The organism is Metapseudomonas otitidis (assembly GCF_900111835.1).
Lineage (GTDB): Bacteria > Pseudomonadota > Gammaproteobacteria > Pseudomonadales > Pseudomonadaceae > Metapseudomonas > Metapseudomonas otitidis.
In genome coordinates, this window is sequence record NZ_FOJP01000010.1 from 142,737 (window position 1) to 158,078 (window position 15,342).

Here is a 15,342-nt window from a genome sequence, read left to right on the forward strand (position 1 = left end):
AAAAGCCCGCCGATCTGTCGATGGGCGGGCTCTTGTGCATCACAGGCTGGCGATGCGCCCGCGCTGCTCGGTGAGGTTGGCCAGGGCCTGTTCGGCCTCGGCCAGCTTGGCGCGCTCCTTCTCGAGCACCTCGGCCGGGGCCTTGGCGACGAAGCCTTCGTTGGCGAGCTTGCCGCCGACGCGCTTGACCTCACCGTCCAGGCGCTGGATTTCCTTGTCCAGGCGCGCCAGTTCGGCGTCCTTGTCGATCAGGCCGGCCATGGGCACCAGCACCTGCATGTCGCCCACCAGGGCGGTGGCGGACATGGGGGCTTCCTCGCCGCTGGCCAGGACGCGGACGGATTCGAGCTTGGCCAGCTTGTTCAGCAGGGGCTCGAAGTCGGCCAGGCGGCGCAGGTCTTCGGCATTGGTGTTGGCGACGATGATGTCGATGCGCTTGGCCATGGAGATCTTCATCTCGCCACGGATCTGGCGCACGCCGAGCATCAGGGTTTTCACCCATTCGATGTCGCCTTCGGCAGCGGCGTCGATGCGGCTTTCGTTGGCCACCGGCCAGGGCTGCAGCATGAGGGTGTCGCCGCTGACGCCGGCCTGGCCCTTGATGCGCTGCCAGATCTCTTCGGTGATGAAGGGCATGAACGGGTGGGCCAGGCGCAGGATGACCTCCAGCACGCGCACCAGGGTGCGGCGGGTGCCGCGCTGGCGCTCGATGGGGGCGTTCTCGTCCCAGAGCACGGGTTTGACCAGTTCGAGGTACCAGGCGCAGTACTCGTCCCAGACGAACTCGTAGAGGGCCTGGGCGGCCAGGTCGAAGCGGAAGGCGTCGAGCTGGCGGGTGACTTCGGCTTCGGTGCGCTGCAGCTGGCTGATGATCCAGCGGTCGACGGAGGAGAGGTCGACGGCTTCGCCGTTGACGCCGGTGTCCTGGCCATCGGTGTTCTCGATGACGAAGTTGGCGGCGTTCCACAGCTTGTTGCAGAAGTTGCGGTAGCCCTCGACGCGGCCCATGTCGAACTTGATGTCGCGGCCGGTGGAGGCCAGCGAGCAGAAGGTGAAGCGCAGCGCGTCGGTGCCGAAGCTGTTGATGCCGTCGGGGAACTCGATGCGGGTCTGCTTGGCGATCTTCTCGGCGAGCTTGGGCTGCATCATGCCGCTGGTGCGTTTCTCCAGCAGGGCGTCGAGGGTGATGCCGTCGACGATGTCCAGCGGGTCGAGGACGTTGCCCTTGGACTTGGACATCTTCTGACCCTGGCCGTCGCGCACCAGGCCGTGGACGTAGACGGTCTTGAACGGAACCTGCGGGGTGCCGTCCTCGTTCTTCACCAGGTGCATGGTCAGCATGATCATGCGGGCGACCCAGAAGAAGATGATGTCGAAGCCGGTGACCAGGACGTCGGTGGGGTGGAAAGTCTTGAGGAACTCGGTCTGTTCCGGCCAGCCGAGGGTGGAGAAGGTCCACAGGCCGGAGCTGAACCAGGTGTCGAGGACATCTTCGTCCTGGCGCAGCGGCTGGTCGCCGAGGTTGTGCTTGGCGCGGACTTCGGCCTCGTTGCGGCCGACGTAGACGTTGCCGGCCTCGTCGTACCAGGCGGGGATACGGTGGCCCCACCAGAGCTGGCGGCTGATGCACCAGTCCTGGATGTCACGCATCCAGGAGAAGTACATGTTCTCGTACTGCTTGGGCACGAACTGGATGCGGCCATCTTCCACGGCGGCGATGGCCGGTTCGGCCAGGGGCTTGGTGGAGACGTACCACTGATCGGTCAGCCAGGGTTCGATGACGGTACCGGAACGGTCGCCCTTGGGCACCTTGAGGGCGTGGTCTTCGATCTTCTCCAGCAGGCCGAGCTGTTCGAAGGCGGCGACGATCTGCTTGCGTGCTTCGAAGCGGTCGAGGCCGGCGAACTGGGCCGGGAGGGTGGCGTCGAGGCTGTCGTTGACGCTGCCGTCGAGGTTGAACACCTGGGCGGTGGCGAGCACGGCGGCGTTCTTGTCGAAGATGTTGATCAGCGGCAGGTCGTGGCGCTTGCCGACTTCGTAGTCGTTGAAGTCGTGGGCGGGGGTGATCTTGACGCAGCCGGTGCCGAACTCGGGGTCGCAGTATTCGTCGGCGACGATGGGGATGCGACGGCCGACCAGGGGCAGTTCGACGAAGCTGCCGATCAGGGCCTTGTAGCGTTCGTCTTCCGGGTGCACGGCGACGGCGCTGTCACCCAGCATGGTTTCCGGGCGGGTGGTGGCGACGATCAGGTAGCCGTTGCCTTCGGCGGTCTTCTTGCCGTCGGCCAGGGGGTAGCGCAGGTTCCACAGGTGGCCTTTCTCGTCGTGGTTCTCCACTTCGAGGTCGGAGATGGCGGTGTGGAACTTGGTGTCCCAGTTGACCAGGCGCTTGCCGCGGTAGATCAGGCCGTCTTCGTGCAGGCGCACGAAGGCTTCCTTGACCGCTTCGGAGAGGCCGTCGTCCATGGTGAAGCGCTCGCGCGACCAGTCGACGGAGGAGCCGAGGCGGCGGATCTGGCGGGTGATGGTGCCGCCGGACTGCTCCTTCCACTCCCAGACCTTGTCGAGGAACTGCTCGCGGCCGAGGTCATGGCGGCTGATGCCCTGGGCGGCCAGTTGGCGCTCCACCACCATCTGGGTGGCGATGCCGGCGTGGTCGGTGCCGGGCTGCCACAGTGTGTTGCGGCCCTGCATGCGGCGGAAGCGGATCAGCGCATCCATGATCGCGTTGTTGAAGCCGTGGCCCATGTGCAGGCTGCCGGTGACGTTCGGCGGCGGGATCATGATGGTGTAGGGCTCGCCGGAACCTTGCGGGGCGAAGTAGTTGTTCTTCTCCCAGGTCTGGTACCAGGAAGTTTCGATGGCGTGGGGCTGGTAGGTCTTGTCCATGTGTGCGGCGGGACCGTGTCGGCAACTGATCGGAAAGCCGCCGAGTATAACGGGCAAAACCCAGGCGGCCAAAGGCCGCTAAGCAGGCGGTCAGCTGCGTCGCGGCAGTTGGGGAAGCAGGCGGGCGAGGCGGGCGTTGAGGCGGCGCTTGAGCTCGGCTTCGATCTGCGGGACGAAGTCGTCGATGACGTCCTGCAGGATCAGTTGGGCGGCGGCGCGCAGCTCGCCGTCCAGGCGATCGAGCTGGGTTTGCGTGGCGGCTTCGATGCCGGCGCGCACGGAGGGCTGGGCGGCACTGGGCGCCGGGACGACGGGCGGTACGGGGGCGGCGGCCTTCACGGGAGCGGGCGTCGGTGCGGGTGCCGGGCGCGGGGCTGCGGGCGTCGCCGGCTGGGCGGCCTGGGGTGCGGGTGCGGGGCTGAGGCTGAACGGCGGCGGTTCGACGATCTCGGACAGCAGGGGGATGCTGGCAGGGTCCACCGATTCGGTGAGCAGGGGCGGCTCGCTGCTGGTGTGTTCATCGAGCAGGGCGCGGATGGACTCGAGGTCGTCCAGCAGGTGGGCCGGGCGGGGAGGCTGGCTGGGGTTGTCCATGGTGCGGCTCAGAGTTCGACTCGTTTGGGATCATAGCCCCGCTGCCGGTAGGTGCGGAAATTCTCCCGGCAGGCGGCAAGCAGGTCCGGCTCCTGGTTGACGATCTCGATGACCCGGCTGAAGTGGCCGAGGTGAGGCGAGAGGGTCGGGTCGAGGTTGATCAGCAGGCCCTGGCTGGCGCCGGGCTGCTGGTCCCGGCCGATGACCACCGGGGCGTGCGGATCTTCCCCGTGCTGGGCGTGGGGGATGAAGGTCTCGGCGCGGAACTGCCAGAGCAGTTCGTCCAGGGCCTGGCCCTGGGCGTCGTCTGCGCAGCGGACGAACACCGGCATGCCGTGGCGCCAGGCCTTGCCGGCCAGCTGGCAGGCGGCGCGCAGGCGGTCTGCCGGGGTACTGGTGGACAGGACGTAGAACTCGACGCGGGTCATTTCGGTGTTCCTGGAAAGAGGCCCGGCGCCTGGGGCGCCGGGAGGTGTCGCAGTGGATCAGAGACGGTCGAGCAGGTACTGGGTGAGCAGCGGGACCGGGCGGCCGGTGGCGCCCTTGTCCTTGCCGCCGCTGACCCAGGCGGTGCCGGCGATGTCCAGGTGGGCCCAGTGGAACTTCTTGGCGAAGCGCGACAGGAAGCAGCCGGCGGTGATGGTGCCGGCCTTGGGCCCGCCGATGTTGGCGATGTCGGCGAAGGGGCTGTCGAGCTGCTCCTGGTATTCCTCGAACAGCGGCAGCTGCCAGGCGCGGTCGTCGGCGTACTCGCCGGCCTTGAGGATCTGCTTTACCAGGGCGTCGTTGTTGCCCATCAGGCCGGAGGTGTTGGCGCCCAGGGCGACGATGCAGGCTCCGGTGAGGGTGGCGATGTCGATCACGGCCTGGGGCTTGAAGCGCTCGGCGTAGGTGAGGGTGTCGCACAGCACCAGGCGGCCTTCGGCGTCGGTGTTGAGGATCTCGACGGTCTGGCCGCTCATGGTGGTGACGATGTCGCCGGGGCGGGTGGCGCCACCGCTGGGCATGTTCTCGGCGCAGGCCAGCAGGCCGACGAGGTTGATCGGCAGCTGCAGCTCCAGCACGGCACGGAAGGTGCCGAGGACGCTGGCGGCGCCGCACATGTCGTACTTCATCTCGTCCATGCCGGCGGCGGGCTTGATGCTGATGCCGCCGGTGTCGAAGGTGATGCCCTTGCCGACCAGGGCGAAGGGTTTGTCGTCCTTCTTGCCGCCCTGGTAGTTGAGCACGATCATCCGCGGCGGCTGCTCGCTGCCCTGGGCGACGGCGAGGAAGGCGCCGGCGCCGAGCTCCTTGAGCTTCTTCTCGTCCAGCACCTCGACCTTGAGGTTCTTGTGGGCCTTGGCCAGGGCCTTGGCTTCCTCGGCGAGGAAGCTGGGGTGGCAGAGGTTCGGCGGCAGGTTGCCCAGGTCGCGGGTGTAGGCCATGCCGGTGGCGATGGCGCGGGCGTGCAGGCTGCCGCGCTCGACGTCGGCTTGCTCTGCCTTCTCGGCCAGCAGGGTGATCTTCTTCAGGGCCGGGGCATCGGCCTTGGTGCTCTTGAAGCGGTCGAAGCGGTAGCTGCCGTCGGCCAGGGTCTCCACCAGCAGGCGGGCCTTGCCGTAGGCATCGCGGCCCTTGACCTTGAGTTCACCGAGGGTAAGCACGGCATCGCTGCCGCCCAGGCCCTTGAGCACGCCGCCAACGGCAGCGGCCACCTTGCGGAACTGACGGTCGGTCAGCTCGCGCTCCTTGCCGACGCCGACCAGCAGCACGCGGTCGGCCTTCAGGTTGGGCAGGCTGTGCAGCAGCAGGGTCTGGCCGACCTTGCCGGCCAGATCGCCGCGCTTGAGCAGGGCGGCGATGGCGCCGCCGGTGGCGGTGTCCAGCGCGGCGGCAGCGGTGCCGAGCTTGCGGCCTTCGCCGACGGCGACCACCAGGGTGGCGGTCTTCAGGGTTTCCGGGCGTGCGCTTTTGACGAGGAATTCCATGTGATGTCCCCAAGACAAAGAGTCGGGATTGCAGGGTATAATGCCGGCCATTTTCCGTGGCGTGCCCGTTCGGGCGTGCCGGCCACAAAGCGGCTAGTTTGAGCGTAGCCGCCTGAGCCTGACAACCCTGGAGTGTCTGGTTTGATCGTCTTCCGTTACCTGTCCCGCGAAGTCCTGGTGACCCTCAGCGCGGTGAGCGCCGTGTTGCTGGTGATCATCATGAGCGGTCGATTCATCAAGTACCTGGCCCAGGCGGCGCAGGGTGCCCTGGACCCTGGCGTGCTGTTCCTGATCATGGGCTACCGCATACCGGGCTTCCTTCAGCTGATCCTGCCGCTTGGCCTGTTCCTCGGCTTCCTGCTGGCCTACGGTCGGCTGTACCTGGACAGCGAGATGACGGTGCTTTCCGCCACTGGCATGAGTCAGCAGCGCCTGATGGCGTACAGCCTGGCGCCGGCGACGCTGGTCGCACTGATGGTGGCCTGGCTGAGCCTGGGCCTGGCGCCCCAGGGCGTGACGGCGGTGGGCCGCATCCTCAACCAGCAGGACGCGCTGACCGAGTTCGACACCCTGGTGCCGGGGCGCTTCCAGACCCTGAAGAATGGCAACCGGGTGACCTACACCGAGAGCCTGTCGGCGGACCGTGGCGAGCTGGGCGGGGTGTTCATCTCCGAGAAGCGCCTGTCCCAGGACAACAAGGAGCAGGGCATCGGGGTGCTGGTGGCTGAGAGCGGGCGCCAGGTCATCCATGAGGATGGCAGTCGTTACCTGATCCTGGAGAACGGCTACCGCTACGACGGTAATCCGGGCAAGGCCGACTACCGGGCCATCAAGTACGGGACCTACGGCATCCTCCTGCCGAAGCCGGAGATCAGTGCCGAGATCGGCGAGCGCGAGGCGATCCCGACCCGCGACCTGCTGGGCAGCGACAACCCGCGCTACCAGGCCGAGCTGCAGTGGCGCCTGTCCATCCCGGTGCTGGTATTCGTGGTGACCCTGCTGGCGGTGCCGCTGTCGCGGGTGAATCCGCGCCAGGGGCGCTTCCTCAAGCTGCTGCCGGCGATCCTTCTTTATATGGCTTACCTGTCGATGCTGATCGCCGCCCGTGGCCAGCTCGACAAGGGCAAGATCCCGATGGCCCTCGGCTTGTGGTGGGTGCATGGCATCTTCCTGAGTGTGGGTCTGCTGTTGCTTTACTGGGAACCGCTCCGCCTGAAGTGGGCTGCCCGTCGTTCCGCTCGTGAGGTGGCCCATGGCTAAGCTGGACAGGTACATCGGTACCAGCGTGTTCTTCGGCATCCTGGCGGTGCTGGGTGTGATCGTCAGCCTGGCGCTGCTGTTCGCCTTCATCGATGAGTTGGGCGACATCCAGGGCAGCTACACCCTGATGGACGCCATCTGCTACGTGCTGCTCACCGCGCCGCGCCGCGCCTACGAGATGCTGCCCATGGCGGCGCTGATCGGCAGCCTGATCGGGCTCGGCACCCTGGCCAGCAGCAGTGAGCTGACCATCATGCGGGCGGCCGGTGTTTCCATCGGCCGTATCGTCTGGGCAGTGATGAAGCCGCTGCTGGTACTGATGCTGGCGGGCATCCTGCTGGGCGAGTACGTGGCGCCCTGGAGCGAGAACCTGGCCCAGGCCAACCGCGCCCTGGCGCAGGGCGGCGGCGAGGCCCAGACCTCCAAGCGCGGCCTGTGGCACCGCCAGGGCAACGAGTTCGTGCACATCAACGCCGTGCAGCCCAATGGCGTGCTCTATGGCGTGACCCGCTATGAGTTCGACGGTGAGCGGCACATGCAGGCCGCCAGCTTCGCCCGGCGTGCGTTGTACCAGGGCGATCACTGGCAGTTAGAGGAGGTGACCACCACGCACTTCCGTGGCGACCACACCGAGGTGGTAGAGGCGGGCAGCGAGCGCTGGGACATCCAGCTCAACCCGCAGCTGCTCAGTACGGTGGTGATGGAGCCCGAGGCGCTGTCCATCAGTGGCCTGTGGAGCTATGTGCACTACCTGGCGGAGCAGGGGCTGAACAACAGTCGCTACTGGCTGGCCTTCTGGACCAAGCTGCTGCAGCCATTGGTGACGGGGGCGCTGGTGCTGATGGCGATTTCGTTTATCTTCGGGCCGCTGCGTTCGGTGACCCTGGGGCAGCGCATCTTCACCGGTGTGGTCATCGGTTTCGTGGTGCGTATCAGCCAGGACCTGCTGGGACCGTCGAGCCTGGTGTTCGGCTTTCCGCCGTTCCTGGCGGTGCTGATTCCTGCGGGTATCTGTGCGTTGGCAGGTGTCTGGTTGTTGCGCCGGGCTGGCTGATCAGATCGCTCATGAAAAAGCCGGCTTCGAGCCGGCTTTTTCGTGTTCGCTATTTCTTGTGAGCGCTCTTGGGAAGTTGCACCACGATGCTCTCCGAGTAGCGGTCGTGCCAGGTGCGTTTGTCCTTGTCCCAGAGCATCCACAGGAAGCCGAGGCCGAAGCAGAGCCAGGAACCCATGGCGACCACGAAGCGCAGCAGGGCCTGCCACAGGCTGACTGCCGAGCCGTCGCGATTCTGGATGCGCACACCCCATACCTGCATACCGAGGGTCTGGCCGTTGTGGGTCCAGAACTTGGCGAAGAAGGCGAACAGGCTGAAGAGCAGCACGGTGGACAGGACCGGGTCATGGGCCAGCAAGCCCTGCTCGGCCATTTCCCGCAGGCGCTCGCCGCCGTAGATCGAACGCAGGATGACCTGCTGGTAGAAGAGGGTGACCACCATCAGCAGGGCGACGCTTAGGAGGAAGTCATAGAAGATGGCGGCGAAGCGGCGAACGGCCCCGGCTGTGGGGAACTCGCCTTCCGGGCGCAGGATGTGTTTCGGCATGGAGGGCCCTTGTGACGTGTGAAGACGCCGCATTCTAAGGGCAGGCACTGAAACGCGGGCATAAAAAAACCCCTGATGAAACATCAGGGGTTCTCTTGCAGCGACTTAGGCCAGGACTTGGACTTTGTCAGCTTGCATGCCTTTCTGGCCTTGGACGGCTTCGAAGGTGACCTTCTGGCCTTCCTTCAGGCTGCGGAAGCCGCTGCCTTCGATGGCGCGGAAGTGTACGAACAGATCCGGACCGCTCTCGGGGGTGATGAAGCCAAAGCCCTTCTCGTCGTTGAACCACTTAACGGTGCCGGTTTGACGATTCGACATGTCTCAATTTCCTTGGAACTGGAGTTGATTTTCAGCCTCTGCCCGACATTGGGCCGAGGGCTAGGAACTGGTTGCAAAGAGTAAGAGAAGTCGAGCGGGATGTAGCGGATCTGTCGGATCTACTGCATCAGGTCACGATTCAACAGCGACCCATGCAAACACAGTGCGTGACACTCTACGCTAACTGTCCGGGGCTGCCAATCCCCCGTGCGGGCGAGTTTCGACGCGGCATGTGCGCAAGCGACGACATGTCGTTCTGGGAACGCTGAACAGCGCAGACAAGGACGAATTGATACGAGGGGAGGTGGTCTTGCGACCTAAGGATCGTGGTGCCCCGGGAGAGACTCGAACTCTCACTCTGTCGCCAGAAACGGATTTTGAATCCGCCGCGTCTACCATTCCGCCACCGAGGCACGATGGCGGCGCAGTATAGGGAGGGCGCCTGGGGCGGTCAATCCGCCTGCGTGGTCAGATTTGCGTAATTCCGCTACTATTCGCGCCCCTGTGAGACGACCCACCATGCGCGTTGCCGATTTCCATTTCGACCTTCCCGAACACCTGATCGCCCGCCACCCGCTGAGCGAGCGACGTGCCAGTCGCCTGCTCGTGCTCGATGGCGCCAGCGGCGAAATGGCCCACCGTGGCTTTGCCGATCTGCTCGACTACCTGCGCCCTGGCGACCTGATGGTGTTCAACAACACCCGGGTGATCCCGGCGCGTCTGTTCGGGCAGAAGGCTTCGGGCGGCAAGCTGGAGATCCTGGTGGAGCGTGTGCTGGACAGCCATCGCGTGCTGGCCCACGTCCGTTCGAGCAAGTCGCCCAAGCCGGGTTCGACGATTCTCATCGACGGCGGCGCCGAGGCCACCATGCTGGCTCGCCATGACGCGCTGTTCGAGCTGGGCTTCGCCGAAGAGGTGCTGCCGCTGCTGGAGCGGGTCGGGCACATGCCGTTGCCTCCTTATATAGATCGCCCTGACGAGGACGCCGACCGCGAGCGCTACCAGACGGTGTACGCGCAGCACGCTGGTGCCGTTGCGGCGCCCACTGCGGGCCTGCATTTCGACCAGGCCCTGCTGGACGCCATCGCCGCCAAGGGAGTCGAGCGCGCCTTCGTCACCCTGCACGTGGGGGCCGGTACCTTCCAGCCAGTACGGGTGGAGCGTATCGAGGACCACCACATGCACAGCGAGTGGCTCGAGGTGAAGCAGGATGTGGTGGATGCCGTCGCCGCCTGCCGGGCGCGCGGCGGGCGCGTGATCGCCGTCGGCACCACCAGTGTGCGTTCGCTGGAAAGCGCCGCGCGGGATGGTCAGCTCAAGCCCTTCAGTGGTGACACCGACATTTTCCTGTACCCCGGGCGGCCCTTCCATGTGGTGGATGCCCTGGTCACCAATTTCCACCTGCCCGAATCCACCCTGCTGATGCTGGTCTCGGCTTTCGCCGGCTACCCGGAGACCATGGCCGCCTACGGGGCGGCGGTGGAGCAGGGCTATCGCTTCTTCAGCTACGGTGATGCCATGTTCATCACCCGCAACCCCGCTCCGCGCGGGCCCGAGGACCTCGCATGACGCGCACCTGCCGCATGAGCTTCGAACTGCTCGCCACCGAGGGCAAGGCCCGTCGCGGGCGCCTGACTTTCCCCCGTGGCGTGGTCGAGACACCCGCCTTCATGCCCGTAGGCACCTACGGCACGGTGAAGGGGATGCTGCCGCGTGATATCGAAGGCATCGGTGCGCAGATCATCCTCGGCAACACCTTCCACCTCTGGCTGCGCCCGGGTACCGAGGTGATCAAGCGCCACGGCGACTTGCACGACTTCATGCAGTGGCAGGGCCCGATCCTCACCGACTCCGGCGGCTTCCAGGTGTTCAGCCTGGGGGCGATGCGCAAGATCAAGGAAGAGGGCGTGACCTTCGCCTCGCCGGTGGATGGCGCCAAGGTGTTCATGGGGCCCGAGGAGTCCATGCAGGTCCAGCGTGACCTGGGCTCCGACATCGTGATGATCTTCGACGAATGCACCCCGTACCCGGCGGACTTCGACACCGCGAAGCGCTCCATGGAGCTGTCGCTGCGCTGGGCCAAGCGCTCCAAGGCTGCCCATGGCGAGAACACCGCCGCGCTGTTCGGCATCGTCCAGGGCGGTATGCACGAGGAGCTTCGTCTGCGCTCCCTCGAAGGCCTGCTGGAAATCGGCTTCGACGGCCTGGCCATCGGCGGGTTGTCGGTGGGCGAGCCCAAGGAAGAGATGATCCGCGTGCTCGACTTCCTCCCGCCGCACCTGCCGGCGGACAAGCCGCGCTACCTGATGGGTGTCGGCAAGCCGGAGGACCTGGTGGAAGGCGTGCGCCGTGGCGTCGACATGTTCGACTGTGTGATGCCCACCCGCAACGCGCGCAACGGCCACCTGTTCATCGACACCGGCGTGCTGAAAATCCGCAACGCCGTGCACCGTCACGATGATTCGCCGCTGGAACCTGGCTGCGACTGTTACACCTGTAAACACTTCTCACGGGCTTATCTCCACCATCTGGATAAATGCGGCGAAATGCTCGGCAGCATGTTGAATACAATCCACAACTTGCGGCATTACCAGCGCCTGATGGCTGGTTTGCGCGAGGCTATTCAACAGGGTAAATTGGCCGACTTCGTCGATGCCTTCTACGCCCGGCGCGGACTACCGACACCGCCCCTGGACTGATAACGCCGCATTTTTCCAAGCCGAACACTTTTCAAATTTCCGCAACAGGAGTGCTACATGAGCTTTCTGATCCCCGCCGCCTACGCCGACGCAGCCGCTCCGGCCGCCGCCGCAGGTCCTGCCGGCACCGGCTTCGAGTGGGTTTTCCTGATCGGTTTCCTGGTCATCTTCTACCTGATGATCTGGCGTCCCCAGTCCAAGCGCGCCAAGGAGCACAAGAACCTGCTCTCCGGCCTGCAGAAAGGTGACGAAGTGGTCACCTCCGGCGGCATCGCCGGCAAGGTGGTCAAGGTGTCCGATGACTTCGTGGTCATCGAGGTGTCCGACACCGTCGAGCTGAAGATCCAGAAGGTCGCTATCGCCGCGACTCTGCCGAAAGGCACGCTGAAAGCCATCTAACGAATCATCTTCACCATTCACGGGGCGCCTTGGGCGCCCCGCGTCATAACGGGCGGTGTCATGCTCAACAAATATCCCCTGTGGAAGTACCTGCTGATCCTGGCGGTCCTCACCGTCGGCCTCATCTATTCCGCACCCAACCTCTACCCCGATGATCCGGCGATCCAGATTTCCGGTACCAGCACCGCGCTGAAGATCCAGCAGCCCGATGTGGACCGCGCGCTGGCGGCGCTGAAGGAAGCCGGCATCGAGGTCAAGAGCTCCAGCATCAGCGAGCGTGGAGGCCTGTTCCGCCTGACCAAGCTGGGCGACCAGCTGCCGGCCAAGGACGCCATCCGCCGTGCACTGGGTGACGACTACGTGGTTGCCCTCAACCTGGCCCCCACCACGCCCCAGTGGCTGCGCAGCCTGGGGGCCTCGCCGATGAAGCTGGGCCTCGACCTCTCCGGTGGTGTGCACTTCCTGCTGGAAGTGGACATGGAGAAGGCCCTGACCTCGCGCCTGAAAATCTACGAAGGTGAAGTCCGCACCCTGCTGCGCAAGGAGCGCGTGCGCTACCGCAGCCTGCCGGGCGTCGACAACGGCTTCCAGCTGGGCTTCAGCGACCAGGAGAGCCTGGACAAGGCCCAGTCCCTGATCCGCAAGACCTTCAATGACTTCGACCTGAAGACCGGCGAGCGGGGTGACCAGCAGGTCCTGACCCTCACCCTGACCCAGGCCAAGGTCACCGAGATCCGCGAATACTCCATCAAGCAGAACCTCACCACCGTCCGCAACCGCGTGAACGAGCTGGGCGTCGCCGAGCCGCTGGTCCAGCGCCAGGGCGCCAACCGCATCGTGGTGGAACTGCCCGGCGTGCAGGACACCGCCGAAGCCAAGCGTATCCTCGGTAAGACCGCCAACCTCGAATTTCGCCTGGCGGCTGCGGCCGATGCCAACAAGGCCAGCACCGAGTCCTTCGAATTCCGCGAGCCGGGTCGTCCGCCGGTGCCGCTGGAGCGCAGCCTGATCATCACTGGTGACCAGGTCACCGATGCCCAGGCGAGCTACGACGAGAATGGCCGCCCGCAGGTGAACATCCGCCTCGATGGCCACGGCGGCGAGCTGATGAACCGTGCCACCCGCAACAACGTGGGCCGCAGCATGGCAGTGATCTTCATCGAGCAGCGTCCGCAGAGCCGCTACGTGAAGCAGGTGGTGGACGGCGTCGAGAAGGAAGTCGAGGTCCAGAGCTTCAAGGAAGAGAAGAAGATCATCAGCCTGGCGACCATCCAGTCGCCGCTGGGCAGCCAGTTCCGTATCACCGGCCTGAACGGCCAGGGTGAATCCTCCGAACTGGCCCTGCTGCTGCGTGCCGGTGGTCTGGCTGCGCCGATGTACTTCGCCGAAGAGCGCACCATCGGCCCGAGCCTGGGTGCCGAGAACATCGTCAAGGGCATCGAGTCCACCGAGTGGGCGATGGTCTTCGTGTCGCTGTTCATCATCGCGATCTACCGCTTCTTCGGTGTGCTGGCCACCGTGGCCCTGGCATTCAACCTGGTGCTGCTGGTCGGCCTGATGTCGGTGATCGGTGCCACCCTGACCCTGCCGGGTATCGCCGGTATCGTCCTGACCCTGGGCATGGCGGTGGACGCCAACGTGCTGATCTACTCGCGGATACGCGAGGAGCTGGCCAACGGGATGGGGGTCCAGCGTGCGATCCACGAGGGCTTCGACCGTGCCTACACCGCGATCGTCGACTCGAACCTGACCACCCTGCTGGTGGGCGGCATCCTCTTCGCACTCGGTACCGGGCCGATCAAGGGCTTCGCCGTCACCATGTCGCTGGGTATCGTCACCTCGATGTTCACCGCGATCATGTTCACCCGAGGCCAGGTCAACCTGATCTTCGGTGGCCGCAACTTCAAGAAACTGTGGATCTGAGGCAGCCATGATCAAGTCAACCATTCGCTTCATGGCGATCCGCAACCTCGCGTTCGCCATCACCGTCGTCATCAGCCTGATCGGCATCGGTGCCCTGTTCATGAAGGGCCTGAACTTCGGTCTGGACTTCACCGGCGGCACCCTGATCGAGCTGTCCTACGAGAAGCCGGCCAACCTGGAGCGCATCAAGGAAGAGCTGGGGCAGGCCGGTTACCGCGATGCGGTGGTGCAGAGCTTCGGCGCCACCACCGACGTGCTGGTCCGCCTGGCTGGCGAAGACCCGCAGCTGGGTAACCAGGTGGCGGCTTCGCTGCGCAAGATCGACGCCGACACCCAGTTCACCGTGAAGCGCGTCGAGTTCGTCGGCCCGCAAGTGGGTGAGGAACTGCGCGACCAAGGCGGCCTGGCGATGCTCCTGGCGCTGGGCGGCATCCTGCTGTACCTCGGCTTCCGCTTCCAGTGGAAGTTCGGCGTCGGTGCGGTGGCATCGCTGATCCACGACGTGATCGTCACACTGGGCATCCTGGCGTTCTTCCAGGTGCCGTTCGACCTGACGGTGCTGGCGGCGGTGCTGGCGATGATCGGTTACTCGCTCAACGACACCATCATCATCTTCGACCGGATCCGCGAGAACTTCCGCGTCCTGCGCAAGGCGGACCTGATCGAGAACATCGACGTGTCCTGCACTCAGACGCTGCTGCGTACCATCGCCACTTCCACCTCCACGGCATTGGCCCTGCTGGCGCTGCTGCTGTTCGGTGGCGACAGCCTGCACGGCTTTGCCCTGTCGCTGATGGTGGGTGTGGTGGTGGGGACCTACTCCTCGATCTACATCAGTGCGCCGGTGCTCATCTGGCTGAAGCTGACCTCCGAGGACCTCATCCCGCCGGCCGCGACTGCCGAAGTGGACGAGCGCCCCTGACAGCAGGTGTGCTTCATCTGAAAGGCCCGCGTAAGCGGGCCTTTCTCGTTTCTGGCTTTGTGAAAGACATCCCATTGACTGTGTTGCTGGTCGGTCTGTAGGAACTTGGGTGAGTGCGTGTAATCCAAGGCAAGGCATAGGGCGAAAGCCCGGAGTGAAACCAGGAGGTTCAAGTGAACAAGTCGATGCTCGTCGGCGCGGTGCTGGGTGCGGTCGGTGTAACCGCCGGTGGCGCCGTCGCAACCTACAGCCTTGTGGGCAACAGCCCGGAATACGCCGAGGTGCTCGCGGTACAGCCCGTCAAGGAGACCATCAAGACCCCGCGCGAGGTCTGCAAGGATGTCGCCGTGACCCGTCAACGGCCGGTCCAGGACCAGCACCAGATCGCCGGTACCGTGCTCGGCGCGGTGGCGGGTGGCTTGCTGGGCAACCAGGTCGGCGGCGGCAACGGCAAGAAGATCGCGACCGTGGCTGGCGCCGTGGGCGGTGGTTATGCGGGTAACAAGGTGCAGGAGCACATGCAGAACAGCGACACCTACACCACCACCGAAACCCGCTGCAACACCGTGCACGAGACCAGCGAGAAGGTGGTCGGCTATGACGTGCAGTACCAGCTGGATGGTCGTGTGAACCAGGTGCGTATGGATCACGATCCGGGTGCGCAGATCCCGGTGGGCAAGGACGGTCGCCTGATCCTGTCGCAGCGCCAGCCGTTGCAGCAGGCTGGCGTCAACCAGTAACCGCTGGTTCTCGCCCATGAAAAAGGC

General features: G+C 65.1%; 14 protein-coding genes and 1 tRNA gene. 8 read left to right on the plus strand and 7 right to left on the minus strand.

The features are described from left to right. Positions 1-39 precede the first annotated feature (39 nt). From BM198_RS14520 to BM198_RS14535, 4 genes are all read right to left on the minus strand, one after another. Positions 40-2,889 (minus strand): valine--tRNA ligase, encoded by a 2,850-nt coding sequence (locus BM198_RS14520; protein ID WP_074970845.1) that lies wholly within the window; start codon positions 2,887-2,889, stop codon positions 40-42. A 90-nt stretch (positions 2,890-2,979) separates the two neighbouring features. Then, the gene (locus BM198_RS14525) at positions 2,980-3,483 is read right to left on the minus strand and encodes a DNA polymerase III subunit chi (RefSeq protein WP_074970847.1); all 504 of its coding nucleotides are present in this window, start codon (positions 3,481-3,483) and stop codon (positions 2,980-2,982) included. Positions 3,484-3,491: 8 nt separating this feature from the next. Further along, positions 3,492-3,911, minus strand: a complete 420-nt coding sequence (locus BM198_RS14530; RefSeq protein ID WP_074970849.1) for a DNA polymerase III subunit chi — start codon at positions 3,909-3,911, stop codon at positions 3,492-3,494. Positions 3,912-3,968: 57 nt separating this feature from the next. After that, positions 3,969-5,453 carry a leucyl aminopeptidase gene (locus BM198_RS14535; RefSeq protein ID WP_074970851.1) on the minus strand — a complete coding sequence of 495 codons (1,485 nt, stop codon included), beginning with the start codon at positions 5,451-5,453 and terminating at the stop codon, positions 3,969-3,971. Between the two features lie 141 nt (positions 5,454-5,594). On the opposite strand from BM198_RS14535, the gene lptF reads away from it, so the two are divergent. Further along, positions 5,595-6,713, plus strand: coding sequence for an LPS export ABC transporter permease LptF (gene lptF / locus BM198_RS14540; RefSeq protein WP_044406030.1), 1,119 nt, complete (start codon positions 5,595-5,597; stop codon positions 6,711-6,713). Further along, positions 6,706-7,767 carry an LPS export ABC transporter permease LptG gene (lptG, locus tag BM198_RS14545; protein WP_074970853.1) on the plus strand — a complete coding sequence of 354 codons (1,062 nt, stop codon included), beginning with the start codon at positions 6,706-6,708 and terminating at the stop codon, positions 7,765-7,767. Before lptF ends, lptG begins: the two co-directional genes overlap by 8 nt. A gap of 49 nt (positions 7,768-7,816) precedes the next feature. Here the strand turns inward: lptG and BM198_RS14550 are convergent, their stop codons facing one another. The 3 genes from BM198_RS14550 to BM198_RS14560 form a co-directional block, all read right to left on the minus strand. Beyond that, the gene (locus tag BM198_RS14550; RefSeq protein WP_044406027.1) at positions 7,817-8,314 is read right to left on the minus strand and encodes an RDD family protein; all 498 of its coding nucleotides are present in this window, start codon (positions 8,312-8,314) and stop codon (positions 7,817-7,819) included. Between the two features lie 105 nt (positions 8,315-8,419). Further along, complete coding sequence (locus BM198_RS14555) at positions 8,420-8,632, minus strand: cold-shock protein (protein WP_044406025.1); 213 nt, start codon at positions 8,630-8,632, stop codon at positions 8,420-8,422. A 327-nt stretch (positions 8,633-8,959) separates the two neighbouring features. Beyond that, positions 8,960-9,045 (minus strand) — tRNA-Leu (locus BM198_RS14560). 106 nt (positions 9,046-9,151) lie between these two features. Here BM198_RS14560 and queA point away from each other — a divergent pair. The 6 genes from queA to BM198_RS14590 all read left to right on the plus strand — a co-directional run bounded on the left by queA (position 9,152) and on the right by BM198_RS14590 (position 15,315). Further along, positions 9,152-10,201: a tRNA preQ1(34) S-adenosylmethionine ribosyltransferase-isomerase QueA gene (gene queA, locus BM198_RS14565; protein WP_074970855.1), complete on the plus strand. Its 1,050-nt coding sequence runs from the start codon at positions 9,152-9,154 to the stop codon at positions 10,199-10,201. Positions 10,202-10,215: 14 nt separating this feature from the next. Next, positions 10,216-11,331 (plus strand): tRNA guanosine(34) transglycosylase Tgt, encoded by a 1,116-nt coding sequence (tgt, locus tag BM198_RS14570; protein WP_162484937.1) that lies wholly within the window; start codon positions 10,216-10,218, stop codon positions 11,329-11,331. Between the two features lie 57 nt (positions 11,332-11,388). Continuing rightward, the gene (gene yajC, locus BM198_RS14575) at positions 11,389-11,730 is read left to right on the plus strand and encodes a preprotein translocase subunit YajC (RefSeq protein ID WP_044406020.1); all 342 of its coding nucleotides are present in this window, start codon (positions 11,389-11,391) and stop codon (positions 11,728-11,730) included. 60 nt (positions 11,731-11,790) lie between these two features. Then, on the plus strand, positions 11,791-13,653 hold the full coding sequence (gene secD / locus BM198_RS14580) for a protein translocase subunit SecD (RefSeq protein WP_044406018.1): 1,863 nt from the start codon (positions 11,791-11,793) through the stop codon (positions 13,651-13,653). Positions 13,654-13,660: 7 nt separating this feature from the next. Next, positions 13,661-14,575 carry a protein translocase subunit SecF gene (gene secF / locus BM198_RS14585; protein WP_074970857.1) on the plus strand — a complete coding sequence of 305 codons (915 nt, stop codon included), beginning with the start codon at positions 13,661-13,663 and terminating at the stop codon, positions 14,573-14,575. A gap of 173 nt (positions 14,576-14,748) precedes the next feature. Further along, positions 14,749-15,315 carry a glycine zipper 2TM domain-containing protein gene (locus BM198_RS14590; protein ID WP_044406016.1) on the plus strand — a complete coding sequence of 189 codons (567 nt, stop codon included), beginning with the start codon at positions 14,749-14,751 and terminating at the stop codon, positions 15,313-15,315. Positions 15,316-15,342: the final 27 nt, after the last annotated feature.

What these genes read in the sequence shown, in the direction of transcription:
- BM198_RS14520 (WP_074970845.1), bottom strand. Translation starts at nt 2,889, where the DNA reads ATGGACAAGACCTACCAGCCCCACGCCATCGAAACTTCCTGGTACCAG.
- BM198_RS14525 (WP_074970847.1), bottom strand. Translation starts at nt 3,483, where the DNA reads ATGGACAACCCCAGCCAGCCTCCCCGCCCGGCCCACCTGCTGGACGAC.
- BM198_RS14530 (WP_074970849.1), bottom strand. Translation starts at nt 3,911, where the DNA reads ATGACCCGCGTCGAGTTCTACGTCCTGTCCACCAGTACCCCGGCAGAC.
- BM198_RS14535 (WP_074970851.1), bottom strand. Translation starts at nt 5,453, where the DNA reads ATGGAATTCCTCGTCAAAAGCGCACGCCCGGAAACCCTGAAGACCGCC.
- lptG (WP_074970853.1), top strand. Translation starts at nt 6,706, where the DNA reads ATGGCTAAGCTGGACAGGTACATCGGTACCAGCGTGTTCTTCGGCATC.
- BM198_RS14550 (WP_044406027.1), bottom strand. Translation starts at nt 8,314, where the DNA reads ATGCCGAAACACATCCTGCGCCCGGAAGGCGAGTTCCCCACAGCCGGG.
- BM198_RS14555 (WP_044406025.1), bottom strand. Translation starts at nt 8,632, where the DNA reads ATGTCGAATCGTCAAACCGGCACCGTTAAGTGGTTCAACGACGAGAAG.
- queA (WP_074970855.1), top strand. Translation starts at nt 9,152, where the DNA reads ATGCGCGTTGCCGATTTCCATTTCGACCTTCCCGAACACCTGATCGCC.
- tgt (WP_162484937.1), top strand. Translation starts at nt 10,216, where the DNA reads ATGAGCTTCGAACTGCTCGCCACCGAGGGCAAGGCCCGTCGCGGGCGC.
- yajC (WP_044406020.1), top strand. Translation starts at nt 11,389, where the DNA reads ATGAGCTTTCTGATCCCCGCCGCCTACGCCGACGCAGCCGCTCCGGCC.
- secD (WP_044406018.1), top strand. Translation starts at nt 11,791, where the DNA reads ATGCTCAACAAATATCCCCTGTGGAAGTACCTGCTGATCCTGGCGGTC.
- secF (WP_074970857.1), top strand. Translation starts at nt 13,661, where the DNA reads ATGATCAAGTCAACCATTCGCTTCATGGCGATCCGCAACCTCGCGTTC.